At 46.0% G+C, this 24,179-nt stretch carries 22 protein-coding genes; 14 read left to right on the forward strand and 8 right to left on the reverse strand.

Translation table 11 applies throughout. The features are described 5' to 3' along the window. Window positions 1-80: 80 nt before the first annotated feature. Both aspA and OCU49_RS11405 read left to right on the forward strand, forming a co-directional pair. Window positions 81-1,925 (forward strand): aspartate ammonia-lyase, encoded by a 1,845-nt coding sequence (aspA, locus tag OCU49_RS11400; RefSeq protein WP_336605380.1) that lies wholly within the window; start codon window positions 81-83, stop codon window positions 1,923-1,925. Window positions 1,926-1,939: 14 nt separating this feature from the next. Beyond that, window positions 1,940-3,424: an aldehyde dehydrogenase gene (locus tag OCU49_RS11405; protein WP_261845109.1), complete on the forward strand. Its 1,485-nt coding sequence runs from the start codon at window positions 1,940-1,942 to the stop codon at window positions 3,422-3,424. A gap of 185 nt (window positions 3,425-3,609) precedes the next feature. On the opposite strand, the gene OCU49_RS11410 is transcribed toward OCU49_RS11405, so the two are convergent. Then, entirely contained in the window at window positions 3,610-4,575 is a 966-nt protein-coding gene (locus tag OCU49_RS11410; RefSeq protein WP_261845110.1) for a DMT family transporter, read from the reverse strand. Window positions 4,576-4,801: 226 nt separating this feature from the next. Between OCU49_RS11410 and OCU49_RS11415 the strand changes: the two genes are divergently transcribed. Beyond that, complete coding sequence (locus OCU49_RS11415) at window positions 4,802-5,725, forward strand: LysR substrate-binding domain-containing protein (protein ID WP_261845111.1); 924 nt, start codon at window positions 4,802-4,804, stop codon at window positions 5,723-5,725. Window positions 5,726-5,747: 22 nt separating this feature from the next. Further along, window positions 5,748-7,091, forward strand: a complete 1,344-nt coding sequence (hisD, locus tag OCU49_RS11420) for a histidinol dehydrogenase (protein ID WP_261845112.1) — start codon at window positions 5,748-5,750, stop codon at window positions 7,089-7,091. A gap of 1 nt (window position 7,092) precedes the next feature. Here the strand turns inward: hisD and OCU49_RS11425 are convergent, their stop codons facing one another. Further along, entirely contained in the window at window positions 7,093-7,986 is an 894-nt protein-coding gene (locus tag OCU49_RS11425) for a LysR family transcriptional regulator (RefSeq protein WP_261845113.1), read from the reverse strand. Between the two features lie 142 nt (window positions 7,987-8,128). Here OCU49_RS11425 and OCU49_RS11430 point away from each other — a divergent pair, with 142 nt between their 5' ends. Continuing rightward, entirely contained in the window at window positions 8,129-8,677 is a 549-nt protein-coding gene (locus tag OCU49_RS11430) for an NADPH-dependent FMN reductase (protein WP_261845114.1), read from the forward strand. Between the two features lie 191 nt (window positions 8,678-8,868). Then, a complete protein-coding gene (locus tag OCU49_RS11435; protein ID WP_261845115.1) occupies window positions 8,869-9,774 on the forward strand; it encodes an alpha/beta hydrolase in 906 nt (301 codons plus the stop codon). Between the two features lie 92 nt (window positions 9,775-9,866). On the opposite strand, the gene OCU49_RS11440 is transcribed toward OCU49_RS11435, so the two are convergent. Further along, window positions 9,867-10,922 carry an MBL fold metallo-hydrolase gene (locus OCU49_RS11440; RefSeq protein ID WP_261845116.1) on the reverse strand — a complete coding sequence of 352 codons (1,056 nt, stop codon included), beginning with the start codon at window positions 10,920-10,922 and terminating at the stop codon, window positions 9,867-9,869. Window positions 10,923-11,132: 210 nt separating this feature from the next. Between OCU49_RS11440 and OCU49_RS11445 the strand changes: the two genes are divergently transcribed. Beyond that, window positions 11,133-11,750 (forward strand): TetR/AcrR family transcriptional regulator, encoded by a 618-nt coding sequence (locus OCU49_RS11445; RefSeq protein ID WP_261845117.1) that lies wholly within the window; start codon window positions 11,133-11,135, stop codon window positions 11,748-11,750. Here the strand turns inward: OCU49_RS11445 and OCU49_RS11450 are convergent. Then, the gene (locus OCU49_RS11450; protein ID WP_261845118.1) at window positions 11,741-12,649 is read right to left on the reverse strand and encodes a LysR family transcriptional regulator; all 909 of its coding nucleotides are present in this window, start codon (window positions 12,647-12,649) and stop codon (window positions 11,741-11,743) included. The two genes, OCU49_RS11445 and OCU49_RS11450, sit on opposite strands and share 10 nt — an antisense overlap. A 100-nt stretch (window positions 12,650-12,749) precedes the next feature. On the opposite strand from OCU49_RS11450, the gene OCU49_RS11455 reads away from it, so the two are divergent. From OCU49_RS11455 to OCU49_RS11465, 3 genes are all read left to right on the forward strand, one after another. Continuing rightward, window positions 12,750-13,394, forward strand: a complete 645-nt coding sequence (locus tag OCU49_RS11455) for a class I SAM-dependent methyltransferase (RefSeq protein WP_261845119.1) — start codon at window positions 12,750-12,752, stop codon at window positions 13,392-13,394. 89 nt (window positions 13,395-13,483) lie between these two features. Then, window positions 13,484-14,152, forward strand: a complete 669-nt coding sequence (locus tag OCU49_RS11460) for a class I SAM-dependent methyltransferase (RefSeq protein ID WP_261845120.1) — start codon at window positions 13,484-13,486, stop codon at window positions 14,150-14,152. Between the two features lie 158 nt (window positions 14,153-14,310). Further along, window positions 14,311-15,393: a mandelate racemase/muconate lactonizing enzyme family protein gene (locus tag OCU49_RS11465; protein ID WP_261845121.1), complete on the forward strand. Its 1,083-nt coding sequence runs from the start codon at window positions 14,311-14,313 to the stop codon at window positions 15,391-15,393. 338 nt (window positions 15,394-15,731) lie between these two features. Here OCU49_RS11465 and OCU49_RS11470 read toward each other — a convergent pair whose 3' ends face one another. Continuing rightward, on the reverse strand, window positions 15,732-17,123 hold the full coding sequence (locus OCU49_RS11470) for an aminotransferase (RefSeq protein WP_261845122.1): 1,392 nt from the start codon (window positions 17,121-17,123) through the stop codon (window positions 15,732-15,734). 298 nt (window positions 17,124-17,421) lie between these two features. On the opposite strand from OCU49_RS11470, the gene OCU49_RS11475 reads away from it, so the two are divergent. Then, window positions 17,422-17,817 (forward strand): DUF1761 domain-containing protein, encoded by a 396-nt coding sequence (locus tag OCU49_RS11475; protein ID WP_261845123.1) that lies wholly within the window; start codon window positions 17,422-17,424, stop codon window positions 17,815-17,817. Window positions 17,818-17,842: 25 nt separating this feature from the next. Here OCU49_RS11475 and OCU49_RS11480 read toward each other — a convergent pair whose 3' ends face one another. Next, the gene (locus tag OCU49_RS11480) at window positions 17,843-18,895 is read right to left on the reverse strand and encodes a threonine aldolase family protein (protein WP_261845124.1); all 1,053 of its coding nucleotides are present in this window, start codon (window positions 18,893-18,895) and stop codon (window positions 17,843-17,845) included. Window positions 18,896-19,040: 145 nt separating this feature from the next. On the opposite strand from OCU49_RS11480, the gene OCU49_RS11485 reads away from it, so the two are divergent. Then, the gene (locus OCU49_RS11485) at window positions 19,041-20,231 is read left to right on the forward strand and encodes a TauD/TfdA family dioxygenase (RefSeq protein WP_261845125.1); all 1,191 of its coding nucleotides are present in this window, start codon (window positions 19,041-19,043) and stop codon (window positions 20,229-20,231) included. Window positions 20,232-20,356: 125 nt separating this feature from the next. On the opposite strand, the gene OCU49_RS11490 is transcribed toward OCU49_RS11485, so the two are convergent. After that, on the reverse strand, window positions 20,357-21,118 hold the full coding sequence (locus OCU49_RS11490; RefSeq protein WP_261845126.1) for a dimethylarginine dimethylaminohydrolase family protein: 762 nt from the start codon (window positions 21,116-21,118) through the stop codon (window positions 20,357-20,359). 376 nt (window positions 21,119-21,494) lie between these two features. Further along, window positions 21,495-22,124, reverse strand: coding sequence for a TetR family transcriptional regulator C-terminal domain-containing protein (locus tag OCU49_RS11495; protein WP_261845127.1), 630 nt, complete (start codon window positions 22,122-22,124; stop codon window positions 21,495-21,497). A 141-nt stretch (window positions 22,125-22,265) separates the two neighbouring features. Here OCU49_RS11495 and OCU49_RS11500 point away from each other — a divergent pair, with 141 nt between their 5' ends. Both OCU49_RS11500 and OCU49_RS11505 read left to right on the forward strand, forming a co-directional pair. Next, window positions 22,266-23,075, forward strand: a complete 810-nt coding sequence (locus OCU49_RS11500) for an ABC transporter ATP-binding protein (RefSeq protein ID WP_261845128.1) — start codon at window positions 22,266-22,268, stop codon at window positions 23,073-23,075. Between the two features lie 75 nt (window positions 23,076-23,150). Beyond that, window positions 23,151-23,945 (forward strand): transporter substrate-binding domain-containing protein, encoded by a 795-nt coding sequence (locus tag OCU49_RS11505; protein ID WP_261845129.1) that lies wholly within the window; start codon window positions 23,151-23,153, stop codon window positions 23,943-23,945. Window positions 23,946-24,179: the final 234 nt, after the last annotated feature.

Here is a 24,179-nt window from a genome sequence, read left to right on the forward strand (position 1 = left end):
ATATTTTACAAATCCAGTGGGTGTTTTTAGTCTGGATTGATGCGGTTATCCGTTCAATCCAACTTAGTCAGTACCCAAAAATGAATGTTAATAATAAAAAGCTGATCAAATCTGTTCTATGTGGTGATGCCCTTGAAGCATCCGAATTTTCCGATTTAACTAAATTTTCCACGCTACAGTCACTCGCTGTGGGTGAAGCTTTTGTAGTTTCCGACCGTGATGAACTGGCAATACTTCTTAGCGGTGAAGTTGAAGTCTCTCTGTCTGATCTGAAAGTAAATCTTGCTGCTCAGGTGAATCTGAATAACCTGAACCCTACAGATTATCAGATTCAGGGCTGCGCAGTCGCAGCTGCAGTTATTCTGCGTTTACAACGTGATGCGCTGAGCCAGTGGCTCGATCAGTCGCCGCAGACTGCAGCCGTAGCTGTGCGGTTACTTCGCCTTGATCGTCAGCGATCTAATGTAATGTCAGCTGCGCGTCAGTTACAGATTGAGAAGGCTGATGACACACGATTAGAAAAAGATTTACTGGGTGAGCGTCAGGTACCGGCAAGTGCTTTATACGGTGTGCAAACACTGCGTGCAGAAGAGAATTTTGCCATTACTGGCATCAAGCTAATGCATTTTCCAAAACTCGTTATCGCACTGGCAATGGTGAAGAAGGCTGCTGCCCGGGCGAATAACAAACTTGGATTGCTGGACAAAGATATTGCCGCCGCTATTAGCAGCGCCTGTGATGAGATTATCGCTGGTCAGTGGCATGAGCATTTCGTTGTTGATGTGATTCAGGGCGGTGCAGGTACCTCGACCAACATGAATGCCAACGAGGTAATTGCCAACCGTGGTCTGGAGATTATGGGGCATCAGCGCGGTGAATATCAGTATTTGCATCCGAATAACCATGTGAATCTGTCGCAGTCGACTAACGATGCTTACCCGACGGCTATCCGCCTGGGCATTTTACTGAGTCATCAGGAATATGTATCGGCACTGGGGAATCTTTCGTATCAACTGAAACAGAAAGCGGTTGAGTTTTCTGACGTGGTGAAAATGGGCCGTACCCAGTTACAGGATGCGGTGCCTATTACACTGGGCCAGGAATTTGATGCTTGGTTTTCCACGGTTAAAGAAGACATCGAAGAAGCCAAAGATGTGGTGGAATTCTTCCGCGAGATCAATATGGGTGCAACAGCAATTGGCACGGGTATCAATTCTGATCCGGAATATTCCAGCCTGGTAATTGAAGAACTTTCACAGATTTCGGGCAAGGAGCTGATCCGTGCCAAAAATCTGATAGAAGCTACTTCAGACATGGGCGCTTTTGTGACTTTCTCCAGCGTGCTGAAACGTAACGCGGTTAAGCTATCTAAAATGTGTAATGACCTGCGGTTGTTATCCAGTGGTCCGCGGGCCGGCTTACAGGAGATTAATTTACCGCCGATGCAGCCAGGTAGCTCGATTATGCCGGGTAAAGTAAATCCGGTAATTCCTGAAATGGTGAATCAAGTCGCTTTTCAGGTCATCGGCAATGACATTACGGTGACCATTGCTGCTGAAGCAGGGCAGTTACAGCTCAATGTGATGGAGCCTGTAATTGCTTTTAACGTGCTGCAATCGCTGCGTTTACAGGTACGGGCGATTAACACTCTGGCGGAAAAGTGTATTCAAGGTATTACCGCTAACGAACAACATTGTTTGGATGTGGTGAATAACAGCATTGGCATTATTACTGCGTTGAATCCGTTTATTGGTTATGAGAATGCAACGCGGATCGCCAAAACGGCAATTGAGAATAACAGCAGTGTACGTGAACTGGTTCTGCAGGAAGGCTTGCTTTCGATTGAAGAACTGGACGACGTGCTCAGCGTAGAAAATATGACTGCACCGCGCCGCATGCGCAAAGCAGCAGCGAGTGCAATTTAAGGAGTATTGAAACTATGACCGTACAGAACAAAGATTACTGGCTGAGCCTTCAGGCATCGATTCAGTTACAGGATAAAGCCTTCATTGATGGCCAGTTTGTTGCAGCCAGCGACGGTGGTACATATGAAGCGATTAATCCGGCAACCGGAAAGCTGTTAGTAAATGCAGCGGCCTGTACCGGCCAGGATGTGGATATTGCCGTTGCAGCAGCGCGTCGTAGCTTTGATGCAGGCGTCTGGGCTGATCAGGCTCCCTCAGCAAGGAAAGCTGTGCTTAAACGCTTAGCTGCACTGATCATGGAAAACCATGAAGAAATGGCGCTGCTGGAAAGCCTTAATGTCGGCAAGCCGGTTCAGGATGCTATGAATATCGATATCCCGGGGTCTGCGGGATGTTTTGAATGGTATGCCGAGGCGATAGACAAACTATACGGTGAAGTTGCACCTACTGATGGTAATAACATCGCGACTATCACCCGTGAGCCTATTGGCGTTGTCGCAGCCGTTGTACCATGGAATTTCCCACTGGACATCGCTGCCTGGAAACTGGCTCCGGCGTTAATTGCCGGTAACTCAGTTGTGCTTAAGCCTGCAGAGCAGTCTTCACTGACGGCATTACGTCTTGCTGAACTGGCAAAAGAAGCGGGGCTGCCAGATGGCGTGCTGAATGTTGTCACTGGGCATGGTCATGTCGTCGGTAAGGCATTAGGCCTGCATATGGATGTTGATTGTTTGGCATTCACTGGTTCGACAGCGGTCGGTAAACTGTTCATGGGCTATTCTGCCGAATCTAATTTGAAGCCAGTATGGCCGGAAACCGGCGGTAAGAGTCCAAACCTGATTTTTGCTGATTGTGATCTGGATGCTGCAGTAGAGCATGCAGCAATGGGTATTTTCTTCAATCAGGGAGAAGTGTGCTCGGCAAATTCACGCATCCTGATTGAATCCAGCATTAAAGAAGCGTTTGTTAAAAAGTTTGTTGCTAAAGCTGTATCCATGAAAGTGGGTGATCCACTGGATGCTGATACACAAGTTGGTGCGTTAATCGATCAGCAGCATGCCTGCAATGTACGTGAGTTCATTAAGCAAGCTCAGGCAGAAGGCGCTGAAATGCTGACCGGTGGTATTGGTGATGAAGCAACTGCAGTTGTAGCGCCGACCATTTTTGATGGCGTAAATCCTGATATGCAAATCGCCCGTGATGAAGTATTTGGACCAGTTGCAGCGCTGATGACATTCGAAACGGAAGAGGAAGCGATCCGTGTTGCGAATGATTCACTCTATGGATTGGCGGCGTCTTTATGGACGACCAATTTAAACCGTGCTCACCGTGTATCTAAGAAACTGCGTGCCGGTACCGTATCTGTAAATACCATGGATGCTCTGGATTTCAGTACGCCGTTCGGTGGCTTTAAACAGTCAGGTTTTGGTCGGGATTTATCTTTGCATGCTTTGGACAAATTTACGCAACTCAAGACTACCTGGATCAAACTGAGCTAATTCCACATGTGCCAATAATACGCCGGAGTTTTACTCCGGCGTTTTTTTATTCCTGGTTTAAGTTTCGAGTGCTAAGTCTGAGCTATGAGTTCTTAGTTTAGAGCATCGAGTGTTCAGCGGTCAGTGTAATGAAGGGTAGTGAGCACGGCAGAAATTGGCAGCATTCTGTGACTGGGATCAATCCACTATCGGTAATAAGCCGGTGCCTGCTGACGGGCTGGGCGAATCCGTGGTAGTAGGTTATTAGCAATCAGTGCACACACGACTAAAAGCATGCCATACAGTTCCATAGGAGCGATTTGCTTGCCCTGAAAGAAGGCGATGATGAAGGCGGAAACCGGGATCATATTCATAAACAGTAATGAGTTGATTGCTCCCATACGCGCAACGCCACTGGCCCAGCATGAAACAGCTAAAACGCCGGCAGCGAGGATCAGGTAACTAATCTCAAAGCTGACCATACGGATATCACCGGGTGAGGGTAAATAGGCGGCACCGCGCCAGCCGGCAATAAGGTTAATCGCAATAATAGTAAGCAGTCCGGCGCAACAGGACATGGCCGTATAGCGACTGGCTCCCCAACCGGGAACCTGGGTAATGCCCATGGAGAATATGACCCAGCAGGTAACACCCAGAATGATCATCAGGTCGCCTTTGATCGCGCTGAGTTGTAGCAGGTTATCTATCTCACCGCGGGAAATAACCAGCACTACACCGGCAATGGCAATAAGTGCACAGATAAGGGTGCCGGGATCTGGCCGCTTGCCATAGATAACCCAACTGATGAGGGCGCTTATCAGCGGCATGAGTGAGGCAATAACAGCCCCATGTTCAGCCGGTGCATATTCGAGGCCATGAAATAACAGTACGGAGAAACCGCAAAAACCGCAGGATCCGTATAGCCATACTTTGACAAACTGGCCATCGAAGCCGAAGCCGCTGCGACCCTGTTTAAACCACAGGAGCAGGCAGAAAAACAGAGCACCAAAACCATAGCGAATTGTCGTCAGGGTATATGGGTCAAGGTATTGCAGTGCGGTTTGAGATACACCGTACATGCCCCCCCAGGCAATAGCTGCTATGAGCAAGTTTGTGCTGCCAAGTAGTGAGCCGGACGCGTCAGGATGTGTAATAGATGCCTTTGTAGTCATGGCGATTGCGACCTTTGAAAATTGGATTTAACCGGGATGTATAGGTTTAGTTAAAAGAATTCTGGCTGATTGTAGTGCCGCATAACGGGGCAGATAAGCACACAGTCTGAAACAAGATCAACGAATTATTTGAAGATGTCGCTACGGGACTTTCGACGCTGACATTTCTGAATATTTCCACTGAATTGTTGCAGGTAAATACTGCTGAAACTTTGAGGAACATCAGATGGTGGTATCGGTTAAGCCTGAATATCTACAGGTGCTGATCTCTGTTGAACGTAATGGCAGCTTATCGGCGGCTGCTGCAGAGTTAGGCATTACGGTTTCAAGCGTTAGTTATGCGGTGAGGCAGCTAGAAGAGCAATTAGGTCAGGCGTTGTTAAATCGTGACAGTTACAGGGTGTGTCTGACCCCGGCAGGTGTCACCGCCAGAGACTACGCAGAGCAGATTGTGAATTTGCACCAGAGTCTTGAAGCCCATGTGAGGCAGGTAGGTGAAGGTTGGGAGCCTGAGTTACGCATTGCCTTCACAAATATGATGTGTGGAGAAGTGCTGTATCAGTGGCTCCGAGACTTTTATCAGTTAGATACCCGCACCCGCATAAGAGTTGTAAGAGAGGTGTATCAGGGAACCTGGGATGCTCTTTATGATCAGCGAGTTGACCTGGTGATAGGTGCTGTCGGGCAGCCGCCCCATGAGGTGGATATTGAATATCTTCCGGTAGGGCGGCAGGCGCTAATGTTGGTAATGGCCGCAGATCATCCATTGGCTGTCGATACCGCACCGCTGAGTATTCGTGAACTGAGCCAGCAACGGCTGGTGGATGCCGGCGATAGCAGCCGTCTGATTCGTCCGGGTAAAGGTCAGCAGCAACTTTGCGATGAAGTACTGATAGTGCCGGACCTGTTTGCGCAACGTGAAGCGATACTTAGCGGTATTGGGGTTGGATTTATGCCAGAGCATTTGATCGGTGATTTATTAGCAGAAGGGCAGCTGTGTTGTCGGGAGGTGATTAACCTCGACTGCAGCAGTGAATTGTTCGTTGCGTGGCGAAAGTCATCCCGCGGTCAGGCGCTGAATTGGTTCAGTGACAGGTTGCAGGATGCGGCTATGCGAGAGAGTTTTTTGAATAAAGCAGTAACTATTTAAATAAGAATTGAGAGTAAAGATTATGAGCAAGAGCCAAGCGATCAGTGTCTGGAAGTTGAATGAGCTGAGCCAGCCAGCACGGGATAAGCTGTTAGAACGCACTGAGTCAGATATGTCCGAATATTTGCTACAGGTAAGTCCGATCATTGAAGATGTGCGTCGCCGCGGTGATGCTGCGTTAACAGAGTATGCTAAGCGTTTTGATGGTGCCAACCTCCGTGAAGCAGACTTGAAAGTATCGTCAGAAGAATTCGTTGCAGCTGCTGAAAAGGTCGATGCCGATACACGCGAAGCAATCGAATATGCGGCAGACAATATCTGCCGTTATCACGAAGCCCAAAAGCCTGGTGAAATGACCATGCAGGAAGTACGCAGGGGCAGTTTTGTTGGCGAGCGGTTTTTGCCAATACCGTCCGTGGCCTGTTATGTACCCCGCGGCAAAGGATCATTTCCATCGGTACTGATGATGAATGTAATTCCAGCAGTGGTTGCTGGCGTAAAGCAGGTTATTGTTATCACCCCACCGGGGGCAGATGGCAGTGTTGATGCAGCTACTCTGGTTGCAACGCAGTTAATAGCTGACAGGCTGAATTGTCGTATTGATGTATTTAAGTGTGGCGGCGCTCAGGCAGTAGCCGCTGTGGCATACGGTACTGCGACCGTGCCCCGTTGCAGTAAAGTTGTCGGGCCAGGATCACCCTGGATGGTTGCGGCTAAACAGCTGCTCAGCAGCCGCATTGATCCAAGTATTCCAGCGGGGCCATCAGAATCAATTGTGTTTGCCGATGGCAGTGTTGATGGTGGTTTAGCAGCGCTGGATTTACTGATTGAAGCGGAGCACGGCCCGGATTCATCTGCATTTTTAGTGACAACTTCGCAACAAGTGGCTGATGAAGCTATTGCCGCCATGCCTGCGCACTGGGCAGCAATGTCTGATTTGAGAGTGGATTATTCATCCACCGTAATTTGCGGCTCTATGGGTGGAATCGTGGTAGCGGAAGACCGCGGGCAGGCGTTTGAGTTTATTAATGACTATGCACCTGAACATCTGCAGATTCTCAGCACAGATGCCTGGCAGTATCTCGGCGATGTCGAAAATGCCGGTGAAGTACTTTTAGGTAAGCACTCGCCAAGTACTCTAGGTAATTTCGTGCTGGGTTGTAATGCGGTGTTGCCTACATCAGGTAAAGCAGCGACAGTTTCACCATTGTCAGTAATGGACTTCATGAAGTTTATGTCGGTGGCCTATGTAACTGAGTCCGGTTATCCGGAAATGGCTAAACAGGCAGAACGGCTGGCGACATATGAAGGTTTCGACGGCCATGCCAGGGCGGTATCCTCTGCACGCAACCGATATATGCGCTGAGCTACCAGGTAGGTTCGAGTTTACTGACGTAAAAGTCCATCCAAAGACGGGCTTTATGCGTCAGGCCTCGCTGACTGGGATAGAGCATATAAACACTGAGTTCCGGTGTACGCCACTCAGGCAGGATGCGGCGAAGCTGGCCGGATTCAACCTGCTTACGTACCAGGTAGGTCGGTAAGCAGGCAATGCCACCGCCACCTGCTACCAAGGTTGTGAGTGATGTCAGGTCATTGATCTGAATATTAGGGCTAACATTGAGGGCGTATTGTTCGCCACTGTCGTTTTCCATTCGCCAGTTCAATACATTATGTGCATCAGACATGACCAGTATCCGGTGCTGATGTAAGTCTTCAAGTACATGTGGCGCACCATGCTTTTGTAAATAGCTCTCTGCAGCGAACATACCTGCGTGACCGCTGCCAAGGCGCTTGCTGATTAGATTTGAGTCTTCCAGTTTGCCGACGCGTATTACCAGATCGAAACCCTCACTGACGACGTCTACCCGGCGGTTACTTAGTTCAAGATCTATATTGATTAGTGGGTACTTTTCAGTGAATTCGCTTAAGTGTGGCGCGATCAATTGTTGCCCCGTAGTTACTGAAGCGCTGATACGAAGCTGGCCTTTAGGTGTCTCTGTTAATTGATGGACCGCATCTTCAGCTGTTTCAACCGCTTCGTTAATCTGTTTACAGTGCTGATAGTAAATTCTGCCAGCTTCAGTGAGGTGCACAGCACGGGTTGTTCGTTCGAGTAATCGGGCATCCAGTGATGCTTCCAGCATTGCCATACGACGGCTTACTTTGGATTTCGGCAGGTTAAGTACACGGGCAGCGGGGGATATTCCTTTCAACTCGGCTACTTTGGTGAAAATCAGCATATCATTAAGATCTGGCATTATTTAACCCGGTAATTATAGCGTTCTATTAATGGAACAGTATTTTTCAATATTGCCTGCTAGTCAATAAATGTAGAACGGTTAATATGTTCTTATAGATTCAGTGGCAAGACACTGACAATCAGGTAGCAGGAGAACAGGCATGAAAGTATTAGCATTTGCAGCATCTAACAGTAAGCAATCCATTAATAAGCAGCTGGTGGCATACACTACGGGCTTAATTAATGAAGCAGAAGTAGAGATTCTGGATCTGAATGATTATGAAATGCCGTTGTTCAGCGTTGACCGTGAAGCTGATCTGGGTCAGCCGGCAGAGGCTCAGGCGTTCTTCCGTAAAATCGGTGAAGCTGATGCGTTGGTCATTTCTTATGCTGAGCATAATGGCTCTTACAGTGCTGCCTGGAAAAATCTGTTCGACTGGACGTCGCGGATTGATCAGAAGGTATTTCAAAACAAGCCGATGATTTTACTGGCAACTTCCCCAGGCCCTGGCGGCGCCCGTAATGTTCTGACTCAGGCGGCAAACTCTGCACCATACTTTGCAGGTGATGTCGTTGCGGATATTTCTGTTGCGCGTTTTTATGATGTTTATGATGCTGACTCCGGACAGATTACATCTGAAGACACAGCTGAAGAAATCAGCAATGCTGTAGCAGCCCTAACAGATAAAGTAGTGGCAATACCTGCATAATCAATACCGAAATATTATAAAAAAACCGCCTTTATGGCGGTTTTTTGTTTTTAAACTTTTGTTTGATTAAAGGTTTGACGAATCGAAATCTAGTTACTAAACCTATTGATGCATTCTGTAGTCTGCGATGTATTAATAGTCGTCGCAAATGATGGAATAATTCAGCTGTTCTTACTGAACAGGGAGTTATTATGATTTACGTATTCACAAATAGAAATATAACTAATAATAAAACATGGATTGGTGATGGTTTTAATACAGAAGGTAATGAATGTATTCGGGTTGCAGAGTATGTACCATCTGAATCCCCTACAATGCATTTTTACGAAGAGTTACCTGGAGAAGTCCTGCCATCGTTTAAAGTTATAGGAGAAGTTGAGGCGAGTGATAAGCCCTGTTGTATTTTCATTCATGGATTCAATCAGGATCCAGATAAAAATATGAAAAAGTGTAAAGAAATCGAGTCATACGGTGTCAATGTAATAGCGTTTTCATGGCCTTCTAATCCAGGCCCTCAGAAGTGGTACTGGAAGTTAAAAGAATACAAAGCTGCCCGGCAGAATGCCAGAAGATCTGCTGTTGCGCTGGAACGGTTCTTTGATAAATTTAATGACTATGTCGCCGAAAAGGGCTCAATATCTAATATTAAGACCTTAGTTGTTCATAGCTTGGGGAATTATTTATTTCAATCTTTCGTATCCAATGATGGCTTTGAACAGCAGACGAAATTTTTAAAAAACATATTGCTTCATCAAGCTGATGTGGATAGTAATAAACATGTTGGCTGGGCAGATAGTTTAACTGTTGACTCCAGAGTGTTAGTCACTATAAACGAAACTGATGATGTATTAGATTTTTCAGACGTAATAAATCCTGACAGATTAGGTAATACGCTGAGAAACTTAGATTCACATAGCATTAATTATTTTAATTTCGGCCGTATACCGGAAGCAGATGACCAGCATCGACTTTGGATAAAACCTACGATTAAAAACCTGAATGCTAAAAAGTTCTTTGAGAATGTATTTACCGGAGAAAAAGTCGTAATAGGTCAGTTTGAATATGATGACAGTAAAAACTGTTACCATGTGACATGATTATCGATGCCGGTTAAGAATAACCGGCATCATATAAATCTAAATTTCAAAGTATTCCTTAAAGCCAGAAAATAATAGCGAACTTTCTGAAGCTATTTAGTTGTGAGTTGACGCCACCAAAAAGAAGTTCCATTCATGTTAGCGACATCCAGCCTTTCACCAGTTTCTGGTGTAACCAGCTTTACACCCGCAGCGTCGGCAAGTTCACTGATGCGCTCGAATGGTTCATGCCATGGATGAAGGGCCAGATCGAAAGTGCCGTTATGTACCGGCAGTAAAGCTTTACCTTTTACATCTATATGCGCCTGAAGTGTTTCTTCAGGTTTCATGTGTACCTCTGACCAGTCTTGATCGTATGCGCCGTTTTCGATCAGTGTAAGATCGAAAGGGCCGAGGCGTTCGCCGATTTTTTTAAAGCCTTCGAAGTAGCCGGTATCGCCACTGTAAAAGATTTTCTGATCAGGTGTTTCAATTGACCATGATGCCCACAGGGTCTGATTACCGCCGGTGATTCCCCGGCCGGAAAAGTGCTGAGCCGGTGTAGCCGTCAGTTTCAGTTTGCCGATGTTAACGTGCTGCCACCAATCCAGCTCGTGAATTTGCTGCTGATCAACACCCCAGTCCAACATTAGCTGGCCGATCCCCAGCGGAGTAATAAAGTACTCAGCAATGCTGCTGAGTTGTTTAATAGTGGTCTGATCAAGGTGGTCGTAATGATCATGGGAGATAATGACACCTTTAATTTCCGGTAACTGATCATGATTTATAGGTACCGGATGAAAGCGCTTTGGCCCCATCCATTGCACAGGAGAGGCGCGATCGGAAAATACCGGATCAATCAGCCAGAATTCGCCTTCTGTAGCTAACAAAATGCTTGAGTGGCCTAGACGGTAGAGGGCAGTCCCGGTTTTATTTTCTGCGATTAATTGTTCTTTATTTAGCTGTGTTAACGGAATGTCACCAGCAGGTGAAGCATCTACACGTTTCTCTGTCATATAACGCCATGCAATGCGGGCAATGGTACCTGAGTCATTCATATTGAAATCTTTCTGGTTACGGAATTTACCCTCTGAATATTGTTGAGAGGCTGTGTAATCAGGTGTTTTGATTTTGCCGCTGAATATGCTGCAACTGAACAATGATGCCATAAGACTACCTCCCAGTAGGATTTTGAAGAATGTTTTGGAGCGCATAATTGGTTCATTTATAAGTAAACTGTACGGTGCAGTTTACTTAAATTTGTTTAAAAGTAAACTCAGAAGTGTATATTTGTGCCATCTTAGTTTAAATCACAGATAGTTAGCGCCATTGGAAGAGATGATTGATTTTACTGAATTTAATAATACTGGAGTATTGAAATGACCCGGCAAACTCTTAGTCAGCGCAAGCGCGCAGCAATTGTTGAAGCGGCTGTTCTTGAGCTGAGAGATAAAGGGTTTCAGGCAATGAGTATGGATGCTCTGGCAGCAAGGGCAGAGGTCTCTAAACGCACGGTTTATAATCACTTTGCCAGTAAAGATCTGTTGTTTCAGGAAATTGCCAAGCTGATCTTTGCACAGAGTAATGAAGTAACTGCCATCCGTTATCAGGCTGATCAAAGTATTGCATCGCAGTTAACAGATTATGGGCGTAACGAGCTTGAACTACTGAAATCACCACGCTTCAGAGATTTGTGTCGGGTGATGATTGCCGAGTGTATTCATTCACCACAACTGGCTGCTGAAGCAATGCTGAAATTTGCTGAGCAGGAGCAGACTCTGGATCAGTGGATTGCTGACGCAGTTGCTGATGGTAAATTAAAACCGGTTGATGCCAATTACGCAGCTACTCAGTTTCACGGATTGATTAAAGCGCAAGCGTTCTGGCCTCAGTTATTAATGGGACAGCCATTTCCGGACGATACTGTCTGCGAGCAGATAATCAGTGATGCTGTGATGATGTTTATTGGACATTATACGCAGGCAAATCAGAGCTGATGTTCCCGCCATTTAGTTTCAAAATAACTCGCTATCTCAGCATATACTAACTGGATTTTACGACTGGTACGAAGCTCGCTATGCGTGACTAACCAGAAGGGGATTTCTATTGCCGGGAGTTGTGGCAAAACCAATTGGAGATCAGGGTTAAGTGCAGCTATCTCCCGACTAATGATGCTAATACCCAGTCCTTGTTCTATAAAGGCAAGAATGGCAGTACCACTGGCTGTTGAAATTTTAAACTGATCACGGTCAACAGTTATCCCTTGAAGGCTCAAATACTCGATCAGTTTATCTACCTGATCAAAGCCAATAAATTCTGCTTTGCTCAATACAGCAGGGTCTTGCGGATCGCCGATAGTGGCCAGGTATTTTCTTGATGCATAGAGATTCGCGGTTGTAGTACCGATTTTTCGGGCGATAAGATCGTTTTGCTTTGGCCGGGCGTGACGAATGGCAATATCAGCTTCACGTCTGCGTAAATCCCTCACCTCATTCGAAGCTATAACCTCAATCTCTATATTAGGTGCTACTTCACGAAGCCTGGCGAGAATAGGTGGCAAATGATAAGTAGCAAACATGTTTGTTGTAGTAATGCTGACCAGGCCTTCGACAAGCTGTGATTTACCAGTTGCTGTGAGTGATATCTGGTTGGCTGCATCAGCCATCTTCCTGACATGTTCCAGCAATACAAGTCCTGTTTCCGTCAGTTTCATCGCCCGGTTACTTCGTTCGAACAAAATGACTCCCAGAGTTTGCTCAAGTTCGCTTACCTGACGACTGAGTGTTGGTTGTGTAAGTTGGAGAGCTCTGGCAGCAGCAGAAAGGGAGCCTTCCTCTGCTGTTGCTAAGAAAGCTCTTACCTGGTTCCAGTCGTAGGATATCGCCTGCCAGTTCATCTATTTTCGTATACCACTATTTGAATTATTCGAATATGTATTTAAATGTTTACTAGCTAATCTATAAGCACCTAAAAAAAAGTACAAGTATGGTTAAGCAATGATAAAAGCGGATAACACAGATCCGGATGCAAAATTTTGGAACCGTATCGCAAAGCGTTACGCAAAGCAGACAGTCACTGATCAACTGGCTTATGAAACTAAATTAGCTAAAACAGATAGTATTTTGCAGCCAGAAGATAGAGTGCTTGAAATAGGTTGCGGAACAGGAAGCACTGCCATTCATCACGCGCCTCGGGTTAGTCATATTAAGGCGCTCGATATATCTGAGAGGATGATTGAAATAGCCCGACAAAAAGTATCTGTTGCAGGTATCAGTAATGTGGAGTTCGATGTTCAGACCGCTAGTGTTTTAGCATATCCGCCACAGAGTTTTGATGTGGTTATGGCGCATAGTATTTTGCATTTGATGGCTGACGTCGATCAGGTTTTAAGTAATATTCAACAAATGCTAAAGCCTGATGGGCTACTAATCTCCAGTACTGCTTTTATACGGGACGACTATCCCTGGCTCCGCTATATTGCGCCTTTGGGGCGCAAAACTGGTTTGCTACCGAGAGTTAATGTTTTTACTGAAAAACAGTTTATTCAATGGCTCGAAACTGCAGGATTTATTATTGAAGAGCGTTGGCAACCTAAGCCCAAAAGTGGTGTTTATATTATTGCCCGTTCTAAAGGGCAGTAATGGCCGGTTGATCCAGTCAATCTGGTTCTTTTCAGAGTTAATGAATTCCGGTCCAATTGTTGATATTCAATGTAAGTAAGTGAATATTTATGACGCAGATTTTCGATAAAATGCCAGATCCTTATGAACAGTGGTTTCACACGCCATTAGGTGCAGTTATCAAGCAGCTTGAACTTGAATTGATCATGAAGTTGGTGCAGCCGAAAGCTGGCGAACGTATTTTAGATGCTGGTTGTGGCAGTGGTATTTTTACAGAGCCTTTAGTGCTGGCAGGCGCGAAAATAACAGGTGTTGATATCTCACAACCGATGCTGGACTGGGCTGAAAAAAGAATGCCAGATCAGAATTTCCAGGTGGCTGATATGTGTGATCTGCCATTTGAAGATTCTAGCTTCGATAAAGCTGTTTCAATTACCGCGCTTGAATTCATTGAAGATGCTCAGCTAGCAATCGATGAAATGTGGCGCGTTACCCGATCTGGCGGTTTAATGATTGTGGCAACGCTGAACGGTAAAAGCCCGTGGGCGGCACGTCGAAGAGAAAAGGCAGCCGCGGATAAAGATTCAGTGTTTAACCATGCCTGGTTTCGTACTCCAGATGATTTAGCCGCACTAATGGATCTACCCGGTGAGATTCATACTGCAATTCACTTCGCCAAAGACTGTTCGCCTGAGGATGCATTTCGAATTGAGCAACAAGCATTGGAACAGGGGAGTGACAGCGGTGCGTTTCTGATTGGTTGTTGGCGTAAGCCGTAAGCCGTAAGTCTGTTCAGGTATTTATCTGCGGTTTTTATGTAATCTTGGCAGCCACTATTTATAAAGTCTGTGTTGCCTATCGAAAATCTGCTTTGCAGATTGAGTCGGTATCTGCTGTTATTGCTGTAACCCATTGTTAATTATGAACAGGTTCCAACATGAAGGTTACCGGCTATCAACTGACCCAGGTGTCAATTCCTCTTAGTAAACCTCTTATAACTGCTATTCATCGAACAGAGACCGTTGGTTGTGTGTTGTTATCCATAGAAACCGATGCAGGCCTGACAGGTGAAGGCTATGTGTTTGCTCTCAATCAGCAACGTCTGGCGGCTTTTACCGCAATGATTGATAGCCTTATGCCGCTGATTAAGGGGCAAAATCCTTTGTATGTCGAAAAGCACTGGCAAGCAATGTGGCTTGATATAAATCCGGCCGGGCTGAAAGGCGTGACTGTATCCGCCATGTCAGCCATTGATACTGCGCTTTGGGATATCGTTGGTAAAAGGGCGGGGTTACCGCTGTATCAGTTGTTTGGTGCCTCCCGGGATGAAGTTAAAACCTACGCCAGTAGCGGTTTGTGGCTGAGTGCATCTGTTGATGAGCTGATTGCCGAAGCCCATGACTTTGTCGCTCAGGGCTTCAGGGCTGTTAAGTTGCGACTGGGTAAACCTGATATGCGTGAAGATGTATCCCGGGTGAAAGCTTTACGTGAGTCTCTGGGAGATAGTGTTGAAATCCTGACGGATGCTAACCAGTCACTGACACCCCGAACGGCTATAAACCTTGCCCGAAAAATTGCCGACTACGACATTACCTGGTTGGAAGAACCGGTTGCTGCGAATGACTTTGCCGGCCACCGCCGGGTACTTGAAGCAATTGATATTCCACTGGCCAGCGGCGAGACGGAATACACCAGTTTTGGTATGAAAGATATGCTCGAACAGCGCACGGTTGATGTGCTTATGCCTGATTTACAGCGGATAGGTGGCCTGAGTGAAATGCGCAAAACAGTGGCGATTGCTGCTACATACCACACGCCGATATCCACCCATATCTTTACTGAGCAAAGCCTGAGCATTGCCGGTTCTGCCGCGAATTGTATTTCAGTAGAACATGTCGACTGGTTCGCGCCTTTGTTCAACGAAAAGATAACCGTATGCGAAGGGCTGATTTCTATGCCGCAGACTCCGGGTCTGGGGTTCAGTTTTGACTGGGATTATATTGATCAGCACAGGCTCTGAAAGTTTATCTAAAAAAACGCTTCTAAAAAGCCTGTTTTAGAATCAGTTTATAATACGCCTGAATAAAAAAAGGAGAGCCGAAACTCTCCATAAAACCATAATGCAGGCATAACTTGGGAGAAAGTGCTGCACTATGGCGACGGATGGCCCGGAACTGGCATGCTCTCAATACCAGAATAGCCATACGTGAGAAAACGGATAAGGATGATTGGCCCATCAAAGGTCAGGCCAGGAGCTTTGCGGATAATTGCTAATGCTATTATCCGCAAATGTTTCTGCCCCTGTTACAGGGCAGAATACGCATTTAGATTGCTATAAACAGAATCTAACAGCAGGTTTTAAAGAAAGCCTTCGCTCTTCAGGTCCGCCATGGTTGCTTCGATAGATTCACGCAACGTTGCTACCAGGAAGTCGACGTTTTCTTTGCTCAGCGTTAACGGTGGTGACAGAACATTCATGTGCGCCAGTGGACGGACGATTAAGCCGCGTTTCTGACAGTGATCAGCGATGCGGTTACCAACTTTTGCATCTGGGTTGATCAGTTCTTTAGTCTCTTTGTTTGCAACGTTCTCGATGCACATCATGAATTTACGGCCACGGACATCACCAACAATTGGTAAGTCGATCAGGCTCTTAACCTGTTCTTCGAAGTAGGCGCCCATATCTTTAACGTGGCCGCAAAGGTTTTCACGTTCCATGATTTCAATGTTCTTAACACCCGCAGCGCAGCTAACCGGATGGCCAGAATATGTGAATCCGTGGGTGAATAGTGCACCGTCAGCCTGTGGCTTGCTGATTACTTCATACATTTCTTCAGAAATGATGGTGGCACCCAGAGGCAGATAACCAGAAGTCAGACCTTTTGCACAGGTAATGATGTCTGGCACGATGCCAAATTCATCTTCTGAAGCAAACATATGACCAAGACGGCCAAAAGCGGTTACTACTTCATCAGAAACATACAGCACACCGTACTTGCGACATACTGCCAGCGTCTTCTGGTGGTAGCCTTCAGGTGGCACGATTACGCCGCCAGCACCCAGAATTGGTTCCGCAAAAAATGCTGCAACGTTATCCGGTCCAAGCTCAAGAATTTTGTCTTCAAGTTCCTGCACTTTTTCATCACAAAATGCTTCCAGGCTTTGCTCATCCGGGCGACGGTATGGGTTAGGGCAGGAAATGTGGTGAACCAGCTTATCTTCAATATCAAAACCGATGTGATCAAACTTAACACCCGTAATAGACATCGCCATATAGGTGCTGCCGTGATATCCGTCGATACGTGAAATGATCTTCTTCTTCGTCTTCTTACCTAGCTGGTTGAAGTAGAAGTGAATCATACGAACAGCGGTATCGTTAGCAACAGAACCACCGCAACCATAGAAAACGTGGTTAAGGTTACCCGGTGCCAGCTCAGCCAGTTTAGCCGCCAGTTGTGCTGCCGGTACTGTTGTATGGTGGCCGAAGCATGAGTAGTAAGGAATCTGACGAACCTGGTCAGCAATTGCCTGGGCCATTTCTTCACGGGCATAGCCGATGTTTACACACCAAAGGCCGCCGATACCGTCTAAGTATTCATTGCCGTCGCCGTCTTTAACATGGACGTTATCACTGTCGGCCAGCACCATAGAACCGGATTCTTTGAAGGTAGAAAAATCTGTCCAGGGATGAATGTAGTGGTCTTTATCCTGTTGCCACACGGTCTTCATATCGATGTTGTTATCGGACATTTTCAGGAACGCTCCTCAATTTTAATTGTATTTTTGTAGCCACAGATCGCTGGCGGTGTACAAGTTTCACCCTTAGAAAACCGCTGAACCGTACATGGCTGAAGTGTCGGAATCACTGATTAGCTGATTACAAGGTATGCGCTATCTGAGCATAGGTAAAATACTAAAAATTGTATGCCTGTATCAGAAAAATTAATTCAGCGCCTGATTGTATCTGTTTTGATGATTAACCCGCTGCTGGCTACACTGATTGCAGAGCCGTAATACCTTTAATAAATAAGGCGCTAAGGAGTTTCATATGATGGAGTTCAACTGGCTGGGGGTTTTAGTCGCGACCATTCTGAGTTTTGTATTTGGCGCGTTGTGGTATTCACCTTTATTATTTATGCAGCGCTGGTGTGAAGAATCCGGTGTCGATCCTTCAAAAGACATGGCGAATCCAGTGCAGGTGTACCTGAGTACTTTTCTGCTTACACTTATGTCTGCGCTGACCCTGGCATTTCTGCTGGGGCCTTACCCAAGTATCAGTAATGCGCTGATGGTATCTGTACTGATAGGTGTAGGGTTAACAGCTGCATCTATGGGCATTAATTATCAGTTTGCCGGACGTAGCCAGATGTATTGGTTCATAGATGCAGGTTTTCACGTGTGTAGGTTTGCGGTTATCGCCCTGACACTGGCGCTTTGGCCTTAAAAGGGCCCTGTTAGAAAAGTCTCTGTCAGGCCTGTTCATTAACAGGAATGTTTAACGATTCAACAAAGGCTGTTATCTGTTCGGGGGGAGTCGACCAGTTAGTGACGAAGCGGTAATAGTCTCGGACGATTCCCTGATCTTCGAGGGGCCAGTGATACATCTCAAAACCTACATCTTGCGCACGTTGAAACTGTAATTCAGATAGAGGCAAAAATAGCTGGTTAGTCTGCGCACTGAATTTTGCATTCATATCGCGCTGTTTCAGGAGCTGGTCGCACAGAAATGCCATATCGTTCGCATGACGGGCATTTTTAAGCCATAGATCATCACTGAAATAGCTAATTAACTGGGCTGAAAGAAAGCGCATTTTTGAAGCAAGATGGCCACTGCGTTTGGCTTTGGCCATCAGGCCTTTTGCATACTGCGGATCGAATATTACTAACGCTTCTACATTAAAGGCGCCGTTTTTACTTGCGCCCAGTGTCATTGCTGTCACACCTTTTCGCCAGCTAAGCTCTGCGGGATGGCAATTATGTGCAGCGAGTGCGTTGGCAAACCGGGCGCCATCTACAAAGTAGTTCAAACCATATTCCTTGCAGAGATCTCCGAATAGTTGCATGTCTTCCAGGCTGTAAGTTCTGCCCAATTCTGTTGCCTGTGTGATAGCCAGCGTAGCAGGCGGCACACCGTGAATATCGTTCCACTGAATAGCTTCAAGCTGCTGTGCCAACATCAGCGGACTTATGCGGTCAATCTCGCCACCGCTATAGTGCAGCCTTGCACCTCCAGTAAATAACTGAGGTGCTGTACCCTCTGAAACAGCCAGGTGACTGGATTCATGACAGATGATGCTTTGATGGCTGCCGCAAAGCTGACCTAAACCAAGGCAGTTAGCAGCAGTACCTGTCAGAACCGGAAACACCCACACCTCCGTATTGAATATTGCAGACAGGGTTTCATTTAGCATTTTTGTATAAACATCATCGCCATAAGGTAAATCTAAAGTGCCCTGAATCTGTTGCTGCAGGAAAGTGAATATCTCCGGACAAGCAGGTGCAGTGTTGTCTGAAAGGAACATAGGATCTCCTTATATAGCTCGGCAATGTTTGCAGCGGGTGTTTTTAGCAGCGGGTATCAGTAGCTTTAAAATTCGCGGCTTGATCATTGGATAATTTAGCCATACTATATTTGTTATACACTCGTATAACAAGGAGCTTGGTGCAATGTATCAAACTAATCAGGCACAAACTGTGCAATCAGAAGCAGTGCAGGTAGCCCATGCGCAAGTCATACATGCGACGGCTGAAATATCAGGCTTGAGACTGATCTGGAGTGATGATACCAATCAGCTTATTCCGTGGTTTTGGGTGCGGGATCATGGAACCGACGGTATAAGCCAGAATTTAAAAACACTGCAGCGCCAGGTGGATACTTTTTCTCTGGCAGCCGATACCAGAGCTGATATTGCAGCTATGGATGAGGCTGGCCAGAACATTCAGATTGGCTGGTCAGATGGCCAGGAGACAACAATATCAGTACAACGAATAGCGGAAGCAACGGGAAAGTGTATTGATGATGATCAGTTATCAGGCTCTGACAGTAAAACATACTGGCTGAAAGACTCTATGCCAGATCAGGTGCCATCAATCTCTTTTGATGAGGTAATGGCATCGGATGAGGGTGTACTGAACTGGTTAATGAAAATTGATCAATATGGTTTCTGTGTTGTTACCGGTACGGAAGCAACTGAAGAGGGTACTGAGCGTTTGGCAAAGCGTATCGCGCCAGCACAACGAACCATTTTCGGCACGTACTGGCCACTGTCGACAGATGTAAAGCATCATGATGATACCGCGTATACCACTGATTTTCTGGCACCACATACTGATGCTTCTTATTACTACAATGCGGCAGGGCTACAGATGTTCAACTGCATTGAGTTTGATGGCCGGGGCGGGGAAAGTGTAGTTGTTGATGGTTTTGCTATTGCACGGAAAATCGAAGCTGAGCGGCCTGATCTATACGATACTCTGTGTAACATTATTGTTCCGGGACATTATAAAGAAGAGGGTGTACATCTGGCGGCTGAAAGGCCTGTTATCCGCAAGAACCGACATGGGGAACTGGTACAGGTAACGTTCAATAACTACGATCGCTCGCCTTTCATCCTGCCTGAGAAACAGCTGGAAGCATTCTATGAAGCTTATGCGGAATATAGCCGCCACAGTATGGATCAGGCTAACTGGCTGAAGATACCTCTACGACCAGGCATGGCACTTATTTTTGATAACTGGCGTTGTATGCATGGACGTATGGGCTATTCAGGCCGGCGTTATTTCTTTGGCTGTTATCATGATAAGGCTGATTATGAGAGCCGTATCAGAACCTTGCAGCATCAGTTGGCACGTCGGTAAAGCGTTGCGAAAAGAAAGTGTGATTTGAATTAAGCCTTTAAAAAAGGCCCCTGTACAAGTTCTTGTACAGGGGCCTTTTGATATATATTAACGGGAATTAGAACGAACGGGTCGTTTAAGATGCTTCAGAAGCGCAGAGACAGGCAGCTCAGACCGCCATCAATCTTACGAAACTCACTGACATCCACACATATAACAGGATAGCCAGCGGCTTCAATCAACGCTTTGGTTTTTGGATAACCGGCAGGTGTAATCACAGTACCGTTTACCCAAATGCTGTTTGCCGCATAAGATTCGTCCTGTGGTACTTCGATTATGTTGTATTGCTGAAACTCAGGTTTACTAAGAAATTCACCGCTTGCCAGCAGGTTATTATCTTCCAGATAACCTAGTCCTGTTTTGAGGTGAAGCACTTCTTCAAAGCTAACGATCGATCCGCTCATGCCATACTTTTCAAGTATAGCGATCATTTGTTCGGCGCCATTCTGATTAGTACGGGCAGACAGGCCGATATAGAAGTGTTGGCCGACCATCATAATGTCACCGGCTTCAACCTCACCTGGAGCTTTAATACTCTCTACAGCTTCATACAAGTCTTCAATGACCGGTGCCATACTTGTGACTTCATCGGTTCGGCTTTCTGCACCAGGGCGAGTCAGAATTGCACAGTCTGGGGTCATCAGAGCGACATCTTCAACAAAGGTTGAGTCAGGAAAGTTTTCGTCGGCAGGCAGAGAAATGATATCAAGACCACAGGATTTTAATGCTGCTACATATTCAGAATGCTGCCTGAGAGCGTTGTCATAATTTGGTGAACCAAGGTCCGATCCAGTCAGACCATTAATCATTGCAGCGCAGGGCGGTTTTACAATTGCTCGGGTAAACATAGGAAATCTATCCTTGTAATTGTTATTAGCACAATAAATATTATGATTTATGTTGTACGCGTAAGTCATTGTATTTATTGGTGCTAGTATTTTTTATTATGTTTTTAATAACATCTAAGTAGCAATATACTAACGTTGTTATACGTTTGTGCAACAAAAACAATCTAATAATTTTTCACTGGCTAAGAACAGCGAACTGAAAAAAGGTGAGCATTGCTAAATGGTTTATGTCGTTAAGCCGTTTGCGATACGAGCGAAATCAGCGTCTTAGATAAACGGTTAGTGAGGATCTATATATGCAAGGTAGGCATGCTAGTAAGGCGTGAGCAGTGAGTAATAAAATGGTCTAGAAAGGGCTGAACTAAAAAAGGGGGCATTAACTGTTATTAATGCCAAGTAAGTTTTCAACGGAGCTTACGCCAAGATCAGCTAACTCTCCGCTCTTAAACAGATCCATGGCCAGGCAGCCTTCGATCCAGAGGCCGTCAATTAGGGCATTAACTGCAATCGCATAACGCACGATCTGATCATCTGATATTTCTTGTTGTAGCTCATTAAATACTTCTCGGACCAGATATTCACATTCGACGCGGAACTCGAGATATGCCTCACGGTGAATTTCTGCAATTTCTGGAACCGAGTTAATCAGACTACAAAATGATGTCCATAACTGGTGATTACGCGGTTGCATAACCGGTGCTTCAAGCGAGGTTCTGACAAACAGACGCAGGCGGTCGCGGGCGGGTTCTTCCTGAGCATGTATAGCGTCTTTAGCATAACGGGTCATATTCGACATTGTGGCCCGGTGTGCTTCACAGAGCAGGGCATTTTTATCGGGAAAATAATGCCTGACCAGACCTGGCGTCACTTCAGCAAACTCAGCAACCCGACGAATTGTTACAGCAGCAATTCCACCCTGAACAATGCATTCCTGCGTCGCTTCAATTAACGAGGTACGGCGTTCTTCTTCACTTGCGCGGCGAAACGGGCGACGGGTTGTAGTCATTAATTTTAGCCATTTAAATCGCTGAATAGTAAAGCGAATTTTAGCTTTTTTAGGGGGCTTCAGGCAAATAATTTGCCTGGTGAGTATTGCTTGTTATACAAATGAATAATAATATCCTGTGACAACTTTCGAGGTGCAAGTATGTTACTGAGTGAAAATGTTGGTGAATCAGAAGGATTAAATCAGGCTGCTACTGAAGCAATTTCAATCAGTGGCCTGCGAAAATCTTTTAATGGCTTAGAGGTGCTGAAAGGCGTTGATCTTGAAGCCCGTAAAGGTGATGTAATTGCCATCATTGGTGGTAGCGGCTCAGGTAAGTCTACCTTGTTGCGATGTATTAACCTGCTTGAAATTCCATCTGCCGGATGCGTTCGCGTCAATGGCGAAACTATTCAGATGAAATCTTCCCGTGAAGGTCCGGTACCGGCAGATCAGCGTCAGGTGAACCGCATACGTGCGAGTCTGGGAATGGTGTTTCAAAGCTTCAATCTCTGGCAACACATGACCCTGCTTGAAAACCTCATAGAGGCACCGGTACTAGTGCACGGTATTAGCAAATCAGAAGCTACCTCAAGGGCCCGGGAGTTACTCGCAAGAGTTGGCTTAAGTGAGAAAGAATCAAGTTACCCTGCATTTTTATCCGGCGGGCAGCAGCAACGGGTCGCTATTGCCCGTGCAGTCGCTATACAGCCGAGCGTAATGCTGTTTGATGAGCCGACATCTGCACTTGATCCGGAGCTGGTCGGTGAAGTTCTGAAGGTTATTCGGGATCTGGCTGAAGAGGGCCGCACTATGGTTCTGGTTACGCATGAAATGAAGTTTGCCCGTGAAGTTGCAACCAAAGTGGTGTTCTTACATCAGGGAGTGATTGAAGAGCAGGGTACACCGGAAGATATTTTTGAGAATCCAAAGTCCGAACGCTTAAAGCAGTTCATTAGCTCTGTGCAGTAATCTTCTAATGCCTGTTGTATTGGCAAGCGGATAACTGGGCTGGCAACAACAATAATAAATCTGGAGAGAATGACAATGACGTTTCTGAATAAAGCAGGTCTGATCGGCGCGACTTTCAGTGCAATAGCTATGGGTGTTATGGCTGGCGGTGCACAGGCTGAGACAGTAAAAGTTGGCCTTGCTGCCGAGCCTTATCCACCTTTCGCCTTTACCGATGCCAGTGGTAAATGGCAGGGATGGGAAGTCGAAATGATGGATGCAATTTGTTTGACCGCTAAGCTTGAGTGCGAGATAACACCGATTTCATGGGACGGTATTATTCCTGCTTTGCAGAGTAAAAAGATCGACATGATTATGGCCTCGCTGTCGATTACGCCGGATCGCCAGAAGGTGATCGATTTCTCTGATAAGTATTACAACACGCCAGCGGTGATTGTCGGTGACAAGCGTATTGAAATGGACGCTACTCCAGACGCAATGAAGAATAAAATTCTGGGGGTTCAGAGCGGTACAATTCATCGTAAATATATCCAAAAGCATTTTGCTGACATGGCCGATTCAGTAAAAGAATATCAAACTCAGGATGAAGCAAATCAGGATCTTGTTGCAGGTCGTATCGATGCCTTACAGGCTGATTCCATCGCGATGATGGACTTTGTTAATTCGCCGCAAGGTCTAGCCTGCTGTGAAGTAAAAGGTGAAGTGGCAGGTGATCTGGATATCCTTGGGCCAGGTGTTGGTGCGGGTATTCGTAAAGGCGATGAAAAGTTAAGAATGGCAGTGAACGACGCTATTCTGGCGCTGCGAGACAGTGGTAAATATCAGGAAATTTCTGCCAAGTACTTTTCCTTTGATCCATACGGTAAATAGCGGCTGTATCCGGATATAAACAATTTTTGTTTGTGTCTGATGAGAACAAACCGGCAGTACAGATTCTATGTATGTGCTGCCGGAATAATCATAAGAATCAAAATCAGGGTACCGGGTCTGACATACCTGGCATGAAGTGAATTGCTAACTTTATAAGGAAGCACTGAGCAGCCCTGCGTTATTGCATTGGCGTTATGAACTGACAAGGGTGCGGTAACTGATTCCTTCGGGAGA

The sequence above is a fragment of the Aliamphritea ceti genome (assembly GCF_024347215.1).
In the GTDB taxonomy this organism is placed as follows: Bacteria; Pseudomonadota; Gammaproteobacteria; order Pseudomonadales; family Balneatricaceae; genus Amphritea; species Amphritea ceti.